The sequence below is a fragment of the Bacteroides sp. An269 genome, assembly GCF_002159755.1.
Lineage (GTDB): Bacteria > Bacteroidota > Bacteroidia > Bacteroidales > Bacteroidaceae > Phocaeicola > Phocaeicola intestinalis.
This window is the reverse complement of sequence record NZ_NFJG01000036.1, coordinates 12331-33024: the sequence shown is the minus strand read 5'-3', so window position 1 is coordinate 33024 and position 20694 is coordinate 12331. Positions and strand designations below refer to the sequence as shown.

General features: G+C 46.4%; 12 protein-coding genes and 2 tRNA genes. 11 read left to right on the top strand and 3 right to left on the bottom strand.

The window, feature by feature from the left end; all coding sequences use genetic code 11:
* Nucleotides 1-473 precede the first annotated feature (473 nt).
* Both B5F71_RS08970 and B5F71_RS08965 read right to left on the bottom strand, forming a co-directional pair.
* Nucleotides 474-547, bottom strand: a tRNA-Met gene (locus B5F71_RS08970).
* Nucleotides 548-596: 49 nt separating this feature from the next.
* Nucleotides 597-670, bottom strand: a tRNA-Met gene (locus B5F71_RS08965).
* Between the two features lie 313 nt (nt 671-983).
* On the opposite strand from B5F71_RS08965, the gene B5F71_RS08960 reads away from it, so the two are divergent.
* The 5 genes from B5F71_RS08960 (at nt 984) to B5F71_RS08940 (ending at nt 6573) form a co-directional block, all read left to right on the top strand.
* On the top strand, nt 984-1364 hold the full coding sequence (locus B5F71_RS08960) for an START-like domain-containing protein (protein ID WP_087209498.1): 381 nt from the start codon (nt 984-986) through the stop codon (nt 1362-1364).
* Between the two features lie 80 nt (nt 1365-1444).
* Entirely contained in the window at nt 1445-3352 is a 1908-nt protein-coding gene (locus tag B5F71_RS08955; protein ID WP_087209494.1) for an LptF/LptG family permease, read from the top strand.
* Nucleotides 3353-3359: 7 nt separating this feature from the next.
* Complete coding sequence (locus tag B5F71_RS08950; protein ID WP_087209490.1) at nt 3360-4574, top strand: bifunctional 3,4-dihydroxy-2-butanone-4-phosphate synthase/GTP cyclohydrolase II; 1215 nt, start codon at nt 3360-3362, stop codon at nt 4572-4574.
* Between the two features lie 26 nt (nt 4575-4600).
* A complete protein-coding gene (locus B5F71_RS08945) occupies nt 4601-5308 on the top strand; it encodes a Bax inhibitor-1/YccA family protein (RefSeq protein ID WP_022039156.1) in 708 nt (235 codons plus the stop codon).
* Nucleotides 5309-5379: 71 nt separating this feature from the next.
* Nucleotides 5380-6573, top strand: a complete 1194-nt coding sequence (locus B5F71_RS08940; RefSeq protein ID WP_087209487.1) for a pyridoxal phosphate-dependent aminotransferase — start codon at nt 5380-5382, stop codon at nt 6571-6573.
* A 169-nt stretch (nt 6574-6742) separates the two neighbouring features.
* On the opposite strand, the gene B5F71_RS08935 is transcribed toward B5F71_RS08940, so the two are convergent.
* The gene (locus tag B5F71_RS08935) at nt 6743-8959 is read right to left on the bottom strand and encodes an alpha-galactosidase (protein WP_087209484.1); all 2217 of its coding nucleotides are present in this window, start codon (nt 8957-8959) and stop codon (nt 6743-6745) included.
* A 151-nt stretch (nt 8960-9110) separates the two neighbouring features.
* Here B5F71_RS08935 and B5F71_RS08930 point away from each other — a divergent pair, with 151 nt between their 5' ends.
* The 6 genes from B5F71_RS08930 to B5F71_RS08905 all read left to right on the top strand — a co-directional run bounded on the left by B5F71_RS08930 (nt 9111) and on the right by B5F71_RS08905 (nt 20676).
* A complete protein-coding gene (locus B5F71_RS08930) occupies nt 9111-9908 on the top strand; it encodes a M48 family metallopeptidase (RefSeq protein ID WP_087209501.1) in 798 nt (265 codons plus the stop codon).
* Between the two features lie 125 nt (nt 9909-10033).
* Complete coding sequence (locus B5F71_RS08925) at nt 10034-12835, top strand: glycoside hydrolase family 2 TIM barrel-domain containing protein (RefSeq protein ID WP_087209482.1); 2802 nt, start codon at nt 10034-10036, stop codon at nt 12833-12835.
* A gap of 104 nt (nt 12836-12939) precedes the next feature.
* Complete coding sequence (locus B5F71_RS08920; protein WP_087209479.1) at nt 12940-13827, top strand: helix-turn-helix domain-containing protein; 888 nt, start codon at nt 12940-12942, stop codon at nt 13825-13827.
* Between the two features lie 349 nt (nt 13828-14176).
* Nucleotides 14177-15505 carry a beta-mannosidase gene (locus tag B5F71_RS08915; protein WP_087209476.1) on the top strand — a complete coding sequence of 443 codons (1329 nt, stop codon included), beginning with the start codon at nt 14177-14179 and terminating at the stop codon, nt 15503-15505.
* A gap of 160 nt (nt 15506-15665) precedes the next feature.
* On the top strand, nt 15666-18935 hold the full coding sequence (locus B5F71_RS08910) for a TonB-dependent receptor (RefSeq protein WP_087209474.1): 3270 nt from the start codon (nt 15666-15668) through the stop codon (nt 18933-18935).
* A 19-nt stretch (nt 18936-18954) separates the two neighbouring features.
* On the top strand, nt 18955-20676 hold the full coding sequence (locus tag B5F71_RS08905; RefSeq protein WP_087209471.1) for a RagB/SusD family nutrient uptake outer membrane protein: 1722 nt from the start codon (nt 18955-18957) through the stop codon (nt 20674-20676).
* Nucleotides 20677-20694 lie beyond the last annotated feature (18 nt).

Genomic DNA, 20694 nt, shown 5'->3' with positions numbered 1-20694 from the left:
ACATATAAACGCAAAATGCTGCCATACAACATATTACAGGACGAATATTCTTAAAACTGATGAAAAATGGCTGAAACGGGTACTCATTAATATAATTATACGCGCGCGAAGGGCACACAGGACAAAAAAACATCCACACACATCCAGACGGACATAAGTGATAAGGCAGGGGTACTTACGTGAAACGGCAGGACCACTTATGTGAAACGGGCAACCCACTTATGTTCATCAAAAGGCATGCTTGAATGAGTGACAAGAATAATGTTTTTCATTTCATTTTTGATTGACTTTAAATGCCAATGAAAAGTAATATATACTGCATCCGCAGTTTCAGTGCATTGAAACTGCCAGAACAGATAACTGCATCGGCAAACGCAGTATATATTACTTTCAATACTATTTCTTTTTGGCATCAAATACAGACAAACAGACATAAAAAAAAGGCTACCCCGAACGAGTCAGCCTCTTTTCTGTAGCGGGACCCGGGATTGAACCGGGGACCTCATGATTATGAATCATGCGCTCTAACCAGCTGAGCTATCCCGCCATACAACCGCCAGGCGTGGAAGCCACCCAACGGTCAAATCATTACTTAGTAGCGGGACCCGGGATTGAACCGGGGACCTCATGATTATGAATCATGCGCTCTAACCAGCTGAGCTATCCCGCCATCTTTTCGATTGCGGGTGCAAAGGTAAAACATCTTTTCGACATACGCAATATTTTCGCCCATTTTTCTTTTGTTTTCCTCCACATCTTTTTCACTTCTTTTTTACCTCCAAAAGCTAAATCCACATACAATGCATTCATATCCAGCCATATGCGAAATCCATATTATCACGTATATCATCAAAACGGAAAATACGCAAAAGAGAAAAGCGAAAAATAATAGACGATTCATTATGTAGTGTACAAAAAATTAGTTTAATTTGCGCCCGTTATTTTAATTCATAACTTTAACAAAGAAAAGCCTGAAACTATCTATGAAAAAGAAAATAAAGATAGAATATACGTTAGCTCCTGCATCAAGCACTATTTTATGGAACGCCATCAGCACTCCATCCGGATTAAGCCGTTGGTTTGCCGATAACGTAACCAGACTTAACAAGACATTTATGTTCAAATGGGGAAAGACCGAAACCAGAGAAGCCGAAATAACCAATTTCCGGACCGAATCATTCATCCGTTTTCACTGGAAAGACGATGAGCCACGCACCTATTTCGAACTAAAAATTTATTACAATGAACTAACCACAGACCTTTCACTAGAAGTGACAGACTTTGTCGAACCCGGTGAAGAAGATGACGTTATCAACCTATGGGACTCTCAAATTGAAGTGCTAAAACGGACGTGCGGTATATAATTTTCTAAAAATATACAAAACATCATGCTCCGCGTTGTTTTTTATGCTACTTTTGCAAGCTGACAACCATATATTAAGGAATGCTACGCATAAAAAAACTAGATATATTCGTATTGAAGAGCTTTTTACTGCTCTTTTCTGGGACGTTTTTCATCTGTCTGTTTATCTTCATGATGCAATTTCTATGGAGGTACGTAGACGAGTTAGTAGGAAAAGGATTAGAGATTAATGTTCTAGCCCAATTTTTCTTTTATTCAGGTCTGACATTGATTCCCCTGTCGCTTCCTCTGGCCATCCTACTGGCTGCACTCATGACATTCGGAAACTTTGGTGAGCGGTACGAACTGTTATCCATGAAGGCAGCAGGCATCCCCCTACTCCGTATCATGCGGCCAGTCGTACTGTTCTGCATGTTTCTGGGAGGCATGTCATTCTTTTTCCAGAACGAAATCGGTCCGCGTGCCCAAAAGCAACTATGGACACTCTTGGTTTCCATGAAGCAAAAATCTCCTGAAGTAGACATACCGGAAGGAGTATTTTATAGTGATATCGACGGTTATAATATTTATGTCAAGCACAAAGACCGGGAGACAGGTATGCTGAAAGACGTGTTAATATACAACTTTTCCGATGGATTCGAAAATGCACATATCATTTGGGCGGAAGAAGGGAAGTTGGAACTGACCGCCGACAAGCAGCATCTTTTCCTTCATTTGTATAATGGTGAACAATTTGAGAACCTGAAATCCCAATCTGTCATTTCACGTAACGTCCCCTACCGCCGCGAATCATTCAAGGAAAAGCATACACTTATCCAATTCGATTCCGATTTCAATATGGTAGACGGAAGTTTCCTCGACCAACGCTCGGATATCAAGAATATGCGGGAAATCTCCCAGGCTATTGATTCGTTGGAAATACACGCCGACAGTGTAGGACGCGCTTACTTCAACGATGTCATTAACTCTACTTACAAGACACCGGTACTGACCAAAGCCGATTCTACCAAATTGGAGAAACTGAACGTGGCATACCTGAATACTGACAGCATCTTCAATTCCATGACTTCGCAAGAAAAGTCTCAAACATTGAGCAAGACGGAAAACAGGATTTCCTCGTTGGCATCCGACTGGGAGATGAAAAGTTTTATGAGTAAAGACACAGACAACCGTATCCGCACTCACCGCTCTGACTGGCACAAAAAAATAACGCTTTCACTTGCCTGCATCATCTTCTTCTTCATCGGAGCACCTTTAGGAGCCATCATCCGAAAAGGAGGATTAGGTATGCCTGTTGTCATCTCGGTTCTGATTTTTGTAATTTACTACATCATCGACTCAGGCGCTACCCGCATCGGGAAAAGCGGGGAAATGAACATCGTGCTGGGAACATGGATGAGTACGCTGGTGTTAGCTCCTGTAGGGACATTCTTCACTTACAAATCAAACAAGGACTCTGTGGTATTCAACATTGATACCTATGCGGCTTTTTTCCGGAAACTTTTCGGAATCCGTATCTCACGCCACTTATTCAAGAAAGAAGTGATAATCCATACCCCCGAATACCTGAAAGATACCGAAGAACTGGCATTCATCAGCCGGCAATGCGACGCATATATGCACACACACCGGCTGAAAGGATTGCCCAATTACTTCCAGATATTTACTTCAAATGAACACGATGACGCGATAGCTGATATCAGTAAACAAATGGAAGCAATAATAGAAGAACTGTCGAACACCAAAGATCCTGTTCTGCTGAACTTGATGAACAATTACCCGTTCTTATCAGTTAAAGCTCACAAGAGCCTGTTCGACAACCGATGGCTGAACCTATTGACTGGCATCCTGCTTCCATTGGGAATCTTGGTGTATCTGAACATCTGGCGGTACCGTGCACGGCTCGAACAAGATCTAAAAACCATCATCAAGACCAACGAGGGCGTGATACAACAGATAAAAAAACAACATTATTATACTCAACAATAAAAACATTATGGACAGAATCAAACTAAATAGCGTAGAAGAAGCAATAGAAGATTTCCGCAAAGGCCAATTTGTCATTGTAGTAGATGATGAAGACCGTGAAAATGAAGGCGACCTCATCATTGCCGCCGAACTGATTACTCCCGAGAAAGTGAACTTCATGCTGAAACACGCACGCGGGGTTCTTTGCGCACCGATTACATTATCGCGATGCAAAGAGCTCGACCTTCCCCACCAAGTAACCAATAACACTTCAGTATTGGGCACCCCTTTCACCGTAACCATCGACAAACTGGAAGGATGCACCACAGGCGTATCTGCCTCCGACCGGGCTGCTACCATCCGTGCTCTTGCCGACCCAACATCTACACCTGAGACTTTCGGCCGTCCTGGACACATCAACCCACTTTACGCACAAGACAAAGGTGTACTCCGACGTGCAGGCCATACCGAAGCCAGCGTAGACCTGGCCAAACTTGCAGGACTCTATCCAGCAGCCGCACTGATGGAGGTAATGAACGAAGACGGCAGTATGGCACGCTTGCCCGAACTCCGTCAAATGGCAGACCAGTACGGATTCAAACTGATTTCGATAGCAGACCTCATCGCCTACCGCTTAAAACAGGAGTCTCTGGTAGAAAAAGGTGTAGAAGTAGACATGCCTACCGGATACGGACATTTCCGCCTGATACCTTTCCGCCAGAAGAGCAACGGCCTGGAACACGTGGCGTTGATAAAGGGACACTTCGAGCCTGATGAACCCGTATTGGTGCGTGTACATTCGTCGTGTGCTACGGGCGACATTTTCGGTTCTTTGCGTTGCGATTGCGGAGAACAGCTTCATAAAGCCATGCAAATGATAGAAAGAGAAGGCAAAGGTGCCGTTATCTACCTTATTCAGGAAGGACGTGGCATCGGATTGATGGAAAAAATGAAAGCCTACAAGCTCCAGGAAGAAGGCATGGACACCGTAGACGCCAACATCTGCCTCGGACACCAAGCCGATGAACGCGACTATGGAGTAGGCGCACAAATCCTGCGTGAGGTAGGCATTCACAAGATGCGTCTGCTTACCAATAATCCTGTAAAACGGGTGGGACTGGAAGCCTACGGATTGGAAATCGTGGAGAATGTGCCTATCGAGGTCACACCTAACGTTTACAACGAACGTTACCTGCATACGAAGAAAGACCGCATGGGACATACGTTGCATTTTAAGAATTGAAAATCATACATTAAAAATTAATGATTATGGAAACAAATGATTTGGCAAAAGTGTACGCGTCTAAAGCAAAGGCCGTACAAGCTACACTGATGCGCAATGTCTACACATGGATGACATTGGCGCTGGTCATTACCGGATTGGTATCTTTATACGTGGCAAAATCATACACGTTACTCTCGATGATTATTGAAAACCGGATGCTCTTCTGGGGGCTTCTGATAGCTGAAATAGGATTGGTCATCTACCTTTCCGCACGCATCCACCGGATTGCTTTCAGCACGGCTACCTTGCTTTTCATCGCTTACTCCATTCTGAACGGAGTCACGCTCGCCTTTATCTTTATGATATACACCATGAGTTCCATTGCCACCACATTCTTTGTTACGGCAGGTACCTTTGGCGTAATGGCACTCTATGGCTATGTGACCAAGAAAGACTTGAGCCGTATCGGAAATATCTGCATCATGGCACTGATCGGACTTATCATTGCTTCACTGGTCAACTTGTTCCTGCATAACTCAATGATGGATTTAATCATTTCGGGTATCGGTGTGTTGATTTTCACGGGGCTTACGGCTTATGATTCACAAAAAATCAAGCAGCTATTAACAGGAGAAGACATAGCGATAAATGATACCACCCAAAAGATTGCCCTGATGGGTGCTATGACGCTCTATCTCGACTTTATCAACCTTTTCTTGTATTTACTTCGGTTCTTAGGCGACAGAAAGTAAGAAATGTTTTTATATGTCATAAAAAATGCTTTATTTTGCACCGATTTTGAACTAAAATTAAAAAGAAGAATATGAATCAACTTTCAGAACGTTTAAACAGTTTGTCACCCTCGGCTACGCTGGCTATGTCGCAAAAGAGCGGCGAGCTTAAGGCTCAGGGCGTAGATGTAATCAACATGAGTGTCGGCGAACCCGACTTCAACACTCCCGACCATATCAAGGAAGCCGCTAAAAAAGCGATTGACGAAAACTATTCGCGCTATTCTCCTGTAGCCGGTTATCCCGCATTGCGAAACGCCATTGTAGAAAAACTGAAAAAAGAAAACGGACTGGAATATACAGCAGCCCAAATCAGTTGTGCCAACGGTGCCAAGCAGTCGGTATGCAACACGATTATGGCTTTGGTAAACAAAGGAGATGAAGTCATTGTCCCTGCTCCTTATTGGGTAAGCTATCCCGAAATGGTGAAACTGGCAGAAGGTACTCCCGTCATTGTGCGTGCGGGTATCGAGCAAGACTTCAAGATTACTCCCGAACAACTGGAAGCGGCTATCACTCCTAAGACGCGCGCCCTGATTCTTTGCTCGCCTTCGAACCCTACCGGCTCGGTATACAGCAAGGAAGAACTGGCGGGACTGGCTTCGGTATTGGCTAAGCACGAGCGTGTCATTACTATCGCCGATGAAATCTATGAGCACATCAACTACATCGGCAAACACGAAAGCATCGCCCAGTTCAGCGAAATCAAAGACCGTGTGGTTATCGTCAACGGAGTTTCCAAAGCATATGCCATGACAGGTTGGCGTATCGGTTTCATTGCGGCTCCCGAATGGATTGTAAAAGGTGTCAACAAACTCCAGGGACAATATACTTCTGGTCCGTGCTCGGTATCGCAGAAAGCAGCCGAAGCCGCTTACACCGGCACACAGGATCCAGTAGAAGAAATGCGCCAGGCATTCCAACGCCGTCGTGACTTGATTGTCAAACTGGCGAAAGAAATTCCGGGATTTGAAGTAAACGTGCCCGAAGGTGCTTTCTACCTCTTCCCGAAATGCGACTTCTTCTTTGGCAAGAAAGACGGCGACCGTGTCATCAACAACGCCGATGACCTTGCCATGTACCTGCTCGAAGTAGGCCACGTAGCCTGCGTGGGCGGAACATCCTTCGGTGCCCCTGAATGTATCCGCATGAGTTACGCCACTTCCGATGAAAACATCATCGAAGCCATGCGCCGCATCAAGGAAACACTGGCAAAACTGAAATAAAAAGTTTTCCAAGAAACTGTTTTGAATTACTACAAAAAGTTTTTCTTAGCTTAATGTGTTCGTCTTGTGCGTACTTTGGGCGATAAATTCAAAACGATTTCTAACTAAATAAAGAACCGGAAATAAAGAATAACGATTTGTTTATTCTTCATTCCCGGTTCTTTATTTTTTACTGTTCTGCTACCAAATACAGCACCCGGCTGGCATAATCATTCAGCTTGTGATAGTCCACCTTATGCGTGTAAGGGATTTCTAAGCCGTTTTCCATCAAGAACTTGCCCGAATACGCTTTCCCTTCGAACGGGAGAGGCTCGTTATCGATACGGTTCAACTCTTTGACCCGATACATCTTCGCCGGGTCGAGACCTGCCATGCGCACACGTGGCAAATGCTGGTTATAAAACGTTTCCATTTTCCACCAATAGAATACCGCCTTGTCTTTCTCGGGCGAAGTGTACATCAGAGATGCCACACCCAAGCGGTCGTAGGGAGAAACCAGACGGTAGATATCCCCGAACTGCACTACGGGACGAATCATCTTGTAATCGGCTATTGCCTTCCGGCAAATCTCCTTCTCCTCCTCGGTCATGTTCTTTGGCTGGATTTCCATGCCCAGACGCCCGCTCATCGCCACATCGATGCGGTATTTGATAGGAACGGTACGGAAGACCTGATGATTGGGAGCCGAACTGATGTGGGATGCCATGGCAATCGCCGGAAAGAAATACGAGGTGCCCCATTGCATGTAAATGCGCTGGAGGGCATCAGTATTGTCGCTCACCCAGAACTCGTCGAACCAAGGCAAGTACCCCCAGTTGGCACGTCCTCCGCCGCTGGCACAAGCCTGGATAGTAAGGTCAGGGTATTTGGCACGGATACGGTTGCATACACTCTCGAAGCCACGATGATACTCGATGTACATGTGGCTCTGGTTATCATGGGTCAGGTAATTCGAACCGTGGTTCATAATCGCCATATTGGCGTCCCACTTGATATATTCGATTTCGGGATACTTGCTCATCAGGTCATCCACCACGCCGAACACGAAGTCCTGCACTTCGGGATTGCCGAGGTCAAGTACAACCTGCGTTCCGCCACGTCCCAATACCGGGTCGCGCTGGGGAGCTTTCACTATCCATTCGGGATGCTTCTCGTAGAGTTCGCTCGTAGTATTCGACATTTCCGGCTCTATCCAGATACCGAATCCCACATGATGTTTCTTTGCGTCACGGAGCAATCCCTCAATGCCTTCGGGAAGCTTACGGGTATCTACCACCCAATCGCCCAACGAAGAATTATCGGTATTGCGCTGGTACTTGCCTCCGAACCATCCGTCATCCATCACAAACAATTCGCCGCCCATTGATTCGATGTCCGCCATCATCTGTTCCATGCCTTGCTGGTTGATGTCGAAGTAAACACCTTCCCAGCTATTGAGCAAGATTTTGCGAGGCTTGTCTCCATGCGCCAGCTTATAAGTGCGTCCCCAGCGGTGAAAGTTCCGGCTGGCTCCGCTCAACCCTTCGTCCGAATAAGTAAGGGCAAGCACCGGAGTCTTGAACGTTTCGCCTTTCTGCAAATGATACATGGAATTATCTTCATTGATACCGGCAAAGAACTGGTGGTATTCGCTATCATCGGTGTCAATACGGAGCTTATAATTTCCTGTATAGCAAAGTGCCGCACCAATGGTCCGCCCTACGTTTTCCTGTGGACGGCCGTCGAGCGAGAACATCACTTCGGCATGTGCCGTATGCGAATTGCGCACCCCGTCCTTGTTCTTTATCACTTTCATGCCCGGCTCCAACGGTTCCTGAACCAAACGCCCTTCGTTCGCCCACGAACCATACAGGCTGGAGATCCATACATTGCCCCTGCGGATGGGCAGGTAAGCCGAAGCGAACTGGTTGAGCACTACGGGTTTCTTTTCTTCGTTCGTTATTTCGGTCCAGGTCTCAATGATGTCCACATCCTGATAAGCCCGGTAACATACGTTGACATAAAATGGATACACCTTATCTTTCAAGCGGACAGAAACTTCCGTTGTCTTATCCCCATCGGTCGTAGCCACGCTTTCCACCACCAGCTGGGTTGACATATTCCCGTCGGCATGGCATACCGAGAGTGCCGTTTCTGCCGGAGTATTCATTCCATACACCGGATAAGCGGCATGATTGCACGTACGCACCGCATCAATCTGTTTCAGGTCCGCATCGCCCAGCTTCGTACCATAATATACATATTTCAATTCTCCCCCTTGCGGTGCGTCAATCACCAGCGAAGTTTCGGGAGTAGAGAGGCGCACAAGTTGCTCTTGCGCCCATACACCGGAAGCGAAAAGCGAAGCTCCGGCAACTAATAAGACTTTAGCTTTCATGTTTTTCATGATGAGTTGTTTTAAATGATATCAATGCAAAAGTAGGCATATTCCACCAATGCGAATGATACTGTTTTATCTTTTTCATTACAGATAGTGCGGATTATTACAGAAAATGCTATATATTTGCTGAAAGAAACCTTAAAACGAATTACGGATGATGAAACAACTGCATTTCACCTTGCTCTTGCTTGCCGCCCTCCTGCTGGCAGGCTGCTTTACCGTCCCCCTGACCGGACGGAAGCAAATGCTTTTGGTATCGGATAGCGAAGTGCTGTCCTCCAGTCTTACCCAATACAACGACTATATCAAGTCGGCTAAGAAATCGGCCAATGCCGCACAAACCGCCATGGTGGTACGGGTAGGGAAAAAGATAGCCTCCGCCACCGAAGCCTACCTGCGCGCGAACGGCATGGCATCGGAAATCCAGAACTTCTCCTGGGAATTCAATCTCATACAAGACCCGCAAGTGAACGCCTTCTGCATGCCGGGCGGAAAGATTGTAGTTTATGAAGGACTGATGAAGCTGGTCTCGTCCGATGACGAACTGGCGGTAGTGGTAGGACATGAAGTGGCTCATGCCGTAGCAAAGCATAGCAATGAACGCCTGAGCCAACAAGTAATGGCGCAATATGGCGCAAATATCCTCAATTCGCTGGTAAGCGACAAGAGTGCTGCAGTGCAAAAGGTTGCAGGCACGGTTTACGGCATCGGCGCACAATACGGCATGATGCTTCCCTTCTCGCGCAAACACGAATCGGAAGCAGACTATATGGGGCTGGTATTCATGACCATGGCTGGATACAATCCCGATGTAGCCGTCGGATTCTGGCAAAAGATGTCGGCAGGAAGCGGAGGGTCTGTACCCGAGTTTATGAGCACACACCCCAGCGATGCCACCCGTATCGCCGATATCCGGAAAGAACTGCCGGGCATCAAGGCGAAATATGGCAAATGATGAACATTTACTATTTGACAATTTACGATTTACGATTTACGATTTACGATTTATCCCCTAATCCTATTTTGTACATTGCAAATAGAAATGAAATAAATTGTAAATCGTAAATTGCTAAATTGTAAATGAAACAACTCTTTCTTTCACTCGCAACCATGCTTTGCGCTTTGTGCGCACAAGCACAAGAGAGAGCCTTCCTTCCCCTGTCGGGCATCTGGGAAAGTTCGTTAGGCACTTGCCGGCTTCCGGGCACCACCGATGAAAACAAATTAGGCAATCCGGCACAGGCACCTTACGTTACCACCCAACTGACCCGGCTCCATTCGTATAGCGGACAAGTCACCTACGAGCGCGACTTTACCTTGCCCGAAGGATTTGCCGGAAAAAAACTCCGCCTGATTATGGAACGCACCAAGCCCAGCACGCTTTGGATAGACGGGGACAGCATCGGAAGCTTCTCACACCTCTATGCCCCTCATTGTTATGAACTTCCTTCCCTGAAACCAGGCAAGCACCATATTGTCCTGCGTATAGACAATTCTGAAACATCAGTACCGAAAGAAATACAAAGTTCACATGCTTGGACCGATGCCACACAAACCAACTGGAACGGTATCTTAGGCAAATTCGGGATAGAAGCCTACGATACACCTTATATAAATAAGGTACAAGTCTACCCATCTGTATCTGAAAAATGCGCCCGCATAACATTGGAGGTATGGTCCGACTATCCCTGTTCAGCAATTGTCAGTATCCAAGGAAAAGCATGGAATACCCCTACTACACACGTGCTTCCCACCTTCGAGAAAAACATAACCTTGCAACAGGGTGCCAATTCGTTTACCTTTACACTTGGCATGGGAGAGTCTCCGCTGCTATGGAGCGAATTTCATCCTGCCTTGTATGGACTGGACATTGCACTTAACAACGGGCACTCACACGACCAGCAACACATAGATTTCGGAATGCGTGAATTCGGTACAGAAAACACGCAATTTGTTTTAAACGACAAGAAAATATTGCTTCGCGGCAAACACGATGCCTGCGTCTTCCCTCTTACCGGATATGCACCAATGGATGTGGAAACATGGCGCAACATATTCCGTATAGCCAAACGATATGGCATCAATCACTACCGGTGCCATTCGTACACTCCTCCCGAAGCAGCCTTGAAAGCAGCCGATATAGAAGGTATCTATTTCCAAGTGGAACTTCCACTTTGGGGAGCCATACAGCGTAACAATATATCGTTGAACACATTCCTGAAACGAGAAGGCAACATGATATTGGACTGGCTGGGCAATCATCCTTCGTTCATGATGCTGGGACTAGGCAATGAGCTGCACGGAGACATTGACGTAATGCGCGAGTGGCTTGACGAGTTCCGCCGGAAAGACCTACGGCACTTGTATTGTTTCGGTTCGAACAACAATCTGGGTTGGCAAGGTCCGCAAGATGGAGAAGACTTCTTCGTAACGTGCCGGGTAGGCGGAGGCGAAGGATATTCGACTCATGTACGCTCTTCCTTCGCATACGTGGATGCAGAAAAGGGAGGCATCCTGAACAACACCCGTCCCAATACAACCGCCAATTATGCACAAGCCATTGCCCGGTGTCCCCGTCCCGTAGTGGGACACGAGACCTGCCAGTTCCAGATTTATCCCGACTTCCAGCAAATTGCGAAATACAAAGGCGTGCTGTATCCATACAATCTGGAAATATTCCGTAACCGGCTGAAAGAAAATCACCTACACGACCAAGCCGAAGCTTTCCATCGTGCTACGGGACATTTCTCTGTGGCATGTTACAAAGCCGATATCGAATATGCCCTGCGCACACCCGGCTTCGGAGGTTTCCAAATGCTCGACCTGCAGGATTACCCCGGACAAGGCTCGGCACTGGTAGGCATACTTGACGCCTTTATGGAAAGCAAAGGCATTATAGACCCCGAAACCTTCTACGGATTCTGTGCACCGGTCGTACCGCTTGCCCGGCTCACCGATTTCTGCTGGCTGAACACCCAACCTTTACACATTGGTATCTCCCTTTCCAACTACGAAGAAAATGATTGGTCGACTCCCATTCATTGGCAACTGGTTTCTGATGACGGAGAATGGGAAAAACAAGGAACGATTACCTGTTCCGTTCCCCAAGGCGAACTAAAAGAAGCCGGTGACATCAATTTATCACTAAACGGACTGAAAAAGCCTCAGCGCCTCACCTTAAACCTTCGGACAGGTACTTACCACAATTATTACCATCTTTGGGTGTACCCCGATGAGCAGGAAAGTACAGAAGGAATTTACATCGATTCCCTACTTAACAAGCAGGTGAAAGCCAAGCTGGCAAAGGGAGAAACCGTACTCTTGCTTCCCCGCCACAAGGACATCGGGAAACAAAGCGTAGGAGGCATGTTCACACCCGATTATTGGAACTATGCCATGTTCAAGACCATATCGGAAAATGCAGGCAAAGAGGTTTCGCCGGGTACGATGTCGATATTGACAAATCCCGCACATCCCTTATTCCGCCACTTCCCTACCGAAGAACATAGTGACTGGCAATGGTGGAGCATCACCCGGAATTCGCGTCCGATGATACTGAACCACACAGACAAGGCATACCGCCCCGTAGTGCAAGTCATTGATAACATCGAACGGAACCACAAACTGGGTATCGTCTTCGAGTTCCGCATCGGAAAAGGAAAGCTTCTGGTATGCACCACCGACCTCAATGCCATTAAAGACACACCCGAAGGGAACCAGTTCCGCACTGCCCTGCTCCGCTATGCAAAATCGGCACAATTCCAGCCCGACACCGTATTGACATGGGAAGAACTGGTCCGACTTTTCACCGAGGACATCATCCAACGAGATATACAAGGAGTAAAGAACCAATCAGACTATAGTTCGAATGTGCTAATGTGACAATGTGCTAATGTGACAATGTGCCAATGTGAGAATGTGCTAATGTGACAATGTGCTAATGTGAGAATGCATTGGCTCATTAGCAAATTAATAAATTTAAGACCATGATAGTAAAAGACAAAAACGTTATCCGCGAAATTACTCCTCTTTCGGAAAAAGACTGCTTCTACATTGCCGACCGAAGGAAAAGCGAATTCACTTATCCGATGCATTGCCACAAGGAATTCGAACTGAACTTCGTAATCAATGCCCCCGGAGTACAACGTATCGTAGGCGACTCTGCAGAAATCATCGGCGAATACGACCTGGTACTCATCACCAGTCCAGATTTGGAGCATGTATGGGAACAACATGATTGCAAAAGCAAGGACGTTCGGGAAATCACCATCCAGTTCTCACCCCAATTCATGAAAACTTTACTCAGCACCAATCAATTCGACCGCGTCATGAAAATGTTCGACAAGGCACAAAACGGACTGAGTTTCCCCATGCAAGCCATTATGAAAGTCTATGCCCTGATAGACGAACTGCCCGACACGAAAGGTTTCTATGCCGTGACTCGCTTCCTTACCCTTTTATATGAACTTTCCATGTTCACCGAAGAAGCACGCGTGCTATCCAGTTCTTCGTTCGCGAAAATCCAACAACACTCAGACAGTCGCCGAGTGCAGAAAGTACAAGACTATATCAACCAGCATTACAAAGAAGAAATCCGGCTGAACCAACTGGCAGATATGGTCGGAATGACCGAAGTATCGTTCAGCCGCTTCTTTAAACTCCGCACGGGCAAAAATCTGTCCGATTACATCATTGACATCCGTCTGGGACATGCCACACGCATGCTGGTAGACTCCACCATGAGCATCGCAGAAATCTGTTACGAATCAGGATTCAACAACCTTTCCAATTTCAACCGCATCTTCAAAAAGAAAAAACTGGCATCCCCTAAAGACTTCCGGGATAATTACAAGAAGAAACGGATTCTGATATAGAACTGTTTTGCATGTACCGTATGCCGATTGGAAAGAGTTGTTGAAAGGCTTCACCGTACTTCACATTCCAGTCCTCTTAAAATCCTAAGGTGCAAGGACTGCAGTCCTACCCTATATAGGACTGTAGTCCTATTCCAATGGGACAGCAGTCCTGACTCGGTAGGACTCTTTACGCAATAAACTGCCTCCGCCCGTCAATCATTTCTATTGGCCTGCGCAAAGCATCTTTCCCTGTTATCCACCACTCCTATTTCATCAAAAATATCATCTTTTTATAGAATCGGATAAAATAGTATCAATTTCGTATTTCCGTATAGGCTATATTTGCAAAAAACAAATCTAATAGCTTATGTGGAAACAAATAATTTTATCCGTTTTAATTTTACCAGCGTTCCTCATCGGTTGTACATCCACACCGAAAAAGGTGTCTTCACCATTTATTCAAGTCAAGAACGGACAGTTCATCCGTAACGGACAACCTTATTATTATATAGGAGCCAACTTCTGGTACGGTGCCATCCTTGCCTCGGAAGGAACGGGAGGCAACCGCGAACGCCTGCACGGGGAACTCGACTCCCTGAAAGCCATCGGCGTGGACAACCTACGCATCTTAGTCGGATCGGACGGAAAGCGAGGCGTCCCCACCAAAGTGGAACCTACCCTGCAAGAAGCTCCGGGCATCTATAATGATACTATTCTGGCAGGATTAGACTACTTATTGGCAGAAATGGAAAAGCGTGACATGGTGGCGGTGCTCTATCTGAACAATTCTTGGGAATGGAGCGGAGGATACAGCCAGTACCTCGCTTGGGCAAGAGGAGACAAGGCTCCCGTGCCTGCCGTAGACGGATGGCCCGCCTTCATGAACTATGTAAAAGAGTTCGTGGTATCAGACAGCGCACAAGCATTGTTTGCCAATCACGTGAAATACATCCTCACCCGTACCAACCGGTACACCCACCGGAAATATACAGACGACCCGACCATCATGTCGTGGCAAATCGGGAACGAACCCCGTGCTTTCGCTTCCGACTCTATCCATAAAGCAGCCTTCGCCGAGTGGATGAGCAAGACTTCTTCCCTTATCCGCTCGCTTGACCCGAACCATCTTATTTCTACAGGAAGCGAAGGCAAACACGGATGTGAAGAAGACATTGCCCTCTTCGAGAAAGTCCATGCCGATACAAACATCGACTACATGAACATCCACATCTGGCCCTACAATTGGGGCTGGGCACCGAAGGACAGCCTTCAAGAGAATCTAGAAAAAGCCTGCATGAACACGCAAGCCTATATCAACGAACATCTGAATATAGCAAAAAAGTATCAGAGGCCGCTTGTACTGGAAGAGTTCGGCTATCCGCGTGACAGTTTTCAATTTGGTAAAAACATATCAACCCATGCCCGTGACGGGTATTACAAGTGTATCTTTGATTTAATAATTAAACACGCAACCCATCAAAGCCTGTTGGCTGGTTGCAACTTCTGGGGCTGGGGCGGTTTAGCCGTTCCCTCCTCGGAACATGTTTTCTGGCAGCCAGGAGACGATTATACAGGCGATCCCGCCCAAGAAGAACAAGGATTGAACTCGGTTTTCGCATCCGACTCCAGTACGATAAGCCTTATCCATACGGCAAATAAAGCATTGCTGCACAAGTCAGAAACTTCTTCGAGATAAATATTACGAAGGTGTATCAAGATTGATAAAATTATATTAGTTTATCCGTCAAGTATGCGGTAATTTTGCCAATGACAAAAAACGGTACGGCATAGTTACCGGCATACAGACGGCATACTATAATGTAACCTTAACTATTAACAATTCATCCTAATTTATCATGAACAAACATGCAAAAAGAACTGCATTTGCGGCAGGAATCTGTTTATCCATGATGTGGATAAGCGGTCCCCAAGCCATGGCAGCTTCCACCGAGTTCTACGCCTCCCAGCAGGCTCACTCAGTGTCAGGTGTCATCATCGATGCAACGGGACTTCCCGTCATCGGAGCGAACGTACTCGAAAAGGGTACAACAAATGGTGTCATCACTGATTTGGACGGTAAATTCACCTTAAACGTGAAACCAGGTTCCACATTGGTCATCTCTTACATTGGTTATGTAACTCAAGAAATCAAAATCACTAACCAAAAAAACTTGAACATTACACTAGAAGAAGATTCGGAAACATTGGATGAAGTCGTAGTGGTAGGCTACGGTACAATGAAGAAGAGCGACCTTTCGGGTGCTTCGGTATCGATGGATGAAAATGACTTGAAAGGGTCTATCATTACCAACCTTGACCAGTCTCTTCAAGGACGTGCGGCAGGTGTGACCGCTGTTACGACCTCGGGAGCTCCCGGTTCGTCTTCCTCGATCCGCATCCGTGGACAAGCCACCATCAATGCCAATGCCGAACCGTTGTACGTAATTGACGGCGTCATTGTACAAGGTGGTGGACAAAGTGGTGCCGATTTTGGTCTGGGTGACGCTTTAGGAAACGGTTCTGTATCCACCATTTCTCCTTTGTCGACCATCAACCCTGCCGATATCGTAAGCATGGAAATCCTGAAAGACGCTTCGGCTACAGCCATCTACGGTGCACAAGGTGCAAACGGTGTCGTATTGATTACCACAAAACGAGGCAAGGCAGGTGAAGCCAAATTCACGTATGACGGCATGGTAGCCGTACAACGTCAAACCAAACGCCTGGATTTGATGAACCTGCGCGAATATGCTAACTTCTACAATGACTTCGTGAATGTGGGAGAAGAAACAGAAAGCGCATACCTGTCCGACCCCAGTTTGTTGGGCAAAGGTACCAACTGGCAAGATGCCATTTTCCAGACCGCTTTGCAACACCAGCATCAGGTAAGTGCACAAGGAGGTTCGGACAAAGTGCAATATTACGTATCCGGTTCGTACATGGATCAGGAAGGTACTATCATCGGCAGTGACTTCAGCCGATTCAGCGTGCGTACCAACTTGGACGCACAGCTAAAGAAATGGTTGAAATTGGGCTTAAGCGCTACTTACTCCAGTACAGACGAAAGCTTGAAATTGGCGGACAGTAACCAAGGTCTGATATACTATTCACTGACCACTATTCCCAGTATACCTATTTATAATGTAGACGGAAGCTATTCTTCTATCTCCCAAGAAGGCTACACCAACCCCAACCCTGTGGCGTTGGCTTTGATGGACGATATCTTGCTGAACCGTCAGAAATTGACGGGTAATATATTTGCCGAAGTCACGCCTATCAAGAACCTGGTATGGCATGCCGAATTAGGTTACGACATCAGTGCCAGTAAAGCAGACCGTTACCAACCTATGGTAAATTTGGGCACATGGGTGCGTGATTCAAATTCAAGCAGCATCCAAAAGAACAGCTCCACTTTCTGGCAACTGAAAAATTACCTTACCTATAATGGTAATATTGACAAGCATAACTTCACAGTAATGCTTGGACAAGAATGTTGGAAATCAGACTATAACTATTCCAGTGTGGCAAATACAGACTTGCCTTCTGACGCTGTGCACAATCCGGCTTTGGGGGACGGTACCCCCACAATCGGTTATGGATTCGGGAACTCTTCCATGGCTTCCTTCTTTGCACGTGGCACTTATAATTACGATGACCGTTATCTTGCCACTTACACTTACCGTTACGACGGTTCATCCAACTTCGGTCCAGAGAACCGATGGGCAGGCTTCCACGCCATTGCCGCTTCCTGGCGTTTCTCTAACGAAAAGTTCTTCGAACCAATACGCAATGTCATCAACAATGGTAAACTACGTATCGGATGGGGACAGACCGGAAATGCCAACATCGGAGGTTACTTATGGGGATCAGCCATTTCCATCATGCCTACCGGACTGGGGATGAGTTACCGCCCGTCCAATATTGCCAACACCGGTATCAAATGGGAATCACAAGAACAGATTAATGTCGGTTTGGATTTAAGCTTTTTCAATGACCGTATCAATCTGACCATAGACTGGTATAAAAAGGAATCAAAGGACATGCTAATGCAATTGCAGCTACCTTCCTATATGGGTACAAGCGGAAACGTTTCTTCCGCCTTGGCTGCACCTTGGGGAAACTACGGACATATCCGCAATACAGGTGTGGAAATATCGTTGAACACACATCCGTTAATCGGCGCATTCCAATGGGATTCTGATTTTCAAATTTCGGTAAACCGCAACAAGTTAGTAGCGTTATCGGGAACCAGTGCCGCCCAAATCGTAGGATATGGACAATGGTCGGACGTAGTTACCGTTACCAATGTAGGCGAATCGCTTTATAACTTCTACGGCTATGTAACAGATGGCGTATACAAAGATCTGGAAGATCTGCAAACCTCTCCGAAACCTGCCAACAGCTATCCTTCGAACGGCGTATTCAACAAAAACAATACGGTATGGGTAGGTGACATCAAATACAAAGACCTGAACGGCGACGGTATCATTGATGAAAATGACCGTACAAACTTAGGTTCTCCACTTCCTAAATTCACCTTCGGATGGACCAACACGTTCCGTTATAAGAATTTCGACCTTTCGTTATTCATCAACGGTTCAGTAGGAAACAAAGTGTACAATTACTTAAGCATGACACTGACACACATGAACTCCACGTGGACCAACCAGCTGACGTCTGTAAACAACCGTGCCCAACTGGCACCTATCGACGCCTCAAAAGACTATTCAAATGGAGTAAACGTAAATGGTACAACCGTATGGCACTGGTATGACGATGTAACCAATGTCTATGTGACAAATCCCAACACCTCTACGCCCCGTGCCACAATCAATGATCCGAACGACAACGACCGTGTCAGCGACCGTTACATCGAAGACGGATCGTATGTCCGCTTGAAAAACATCACGTTAGGATATACTTTCCCAAAACGTCTGATAAGCAAATGGGGCATTGAGAACCTGCGTCTCTACGCCAATCTGCAGAATTTAGTGACCATCACAGGCTATAGCGGATATGACCCTGAAATCGGTGTAAGCACATCCAGCGCCAACGTTATGGGTCTGGATAATGGACGTTATCCGTCGCCTACGGTCTATTCATTTGGTTTGAATGTCACTTTTTAATCACTAAATCTTGAAAAATATGAAATTCAATTATCTCAAATACGGTATATTGGCTGTTGTATTGGCAGCAGGCACTTCTTCTTGCGAAGACTTCCTTGACAGACCGACCATAGACAATTACAACACGGACAATTATTATGAAACGGACGACCAATGTATTTCGGGCGTAAATTACTTGTATAACTCACCGTGGTATGACTTCCAACGCGGTTTCATCAAAGTTGGTGAAGTTCTTTCCGGAAACTATTACTGGAGCAATAGCCCCTACCTGACTTTTACAGTAAACGGAACAGATGAAGACCTTGTAAACATGTCTTATTCATTGTGGGCGGTCATCGGACATACAAACACAGTCTACGACCTCTTGCAAGAAAGTCCTGCATCCGAATCGGTCAGAAACCAATGCATGGGCGAATGCCTCACATGGAAAGCGTTGGCATACTTCTATCTGGTACGCACTTTCGGTGACGTACCTATTATCCACAACAATACAGAAGAACTGGTAAACGGCACTTACAATGAAAAGTACAAGGTGCAAAAAGCAGATGTATATGAATACATCATCATGACACTGGAAAAAGCGATGGAACTGTTGCCACGTTCGAGCAGTGCAGGCCGTATAGATTACTATTGCGCCGAAGGATTAATGGCAAAAGTATATCTGACCAAAGCCGGCGTAACGGGAACACTGAATGCCGAAGACCTACAAAGGGCAGCCACGTATGCCAAAGATGTCATAGACAATTCCGGACGTAGCCTGCTGACTAATTACAGCGATGTATTCCGGCTTGCCAACAATACGAACGAAGAAAGCCTGATAGCATGGCGTTGGACGGCTGAAGGCAACCAATGGACTTCACAAAACACGTTACAGTCAGACTTGGCCATCGACGGATTCGATGAATTCGGAGATTGCTGGGGCGGTTGGAACGGCATGTCGGTAGATTTGCAAGAAGCTTTCGGGGTAAGACTACTGGAACAAACCCCTGACGCTTGGATCAATGGCACAGACACCCGCCGTCAGGCTACCATGATGTTGCCCGGTGACACATACAGCTATTTCTGGCAAGACAAAGGTGGATTTGATTATCTCCGGTTTATTTACGACACCGATTACAATGCCGGAGCAGGGACATTGCAGTCTGCTACGGGTTCCAACACCGTAAAACACCTGTACGGTAACGCACAAGACCACGTAAGTGGTGCCGGACACTCTGCCGCTTATATGAAAAACAGCCTTGCCACCCATGTATTAAGGTTGTCTGATGTTTATCTGATTTATGCAGAAGCCATGATGGGAACAGCCCGTTCTACCTCTGACGCTTCAGCTATCGACGCTTTTTATGAAGTACGCCACCGTGCACAGTCTACTTATACACGCCCTACTTCCATTACTTGGGAAGATGTATGGAACGAACGTCGGTTGGAACTGGCTATGGAAGGCGACCGCTGGTATGACTATGTACGTGTAGCTTACTACAATCCCCAATTCTGCATCAATGAATTGAGAAATCAAAAGCGCAATTCGTTCTTCGGGCTGGATGATCTTTATGAAGCCTACTATAATACAGGGAACTGGACGGTAGACGAAACGGCAATGCGCTATGATGACAGCGTCGCCGCCCCCAATGTGACAGAAAGCAGCTTTACCCTTCCGTTCCCGACCGAAGACGTAGTATTCAATCCGCATTTGATGGAAGATCCGATTCATGAAGATGTACGTAGCCTGTATAGTTATTAATCTTAAAAACGCATAGAT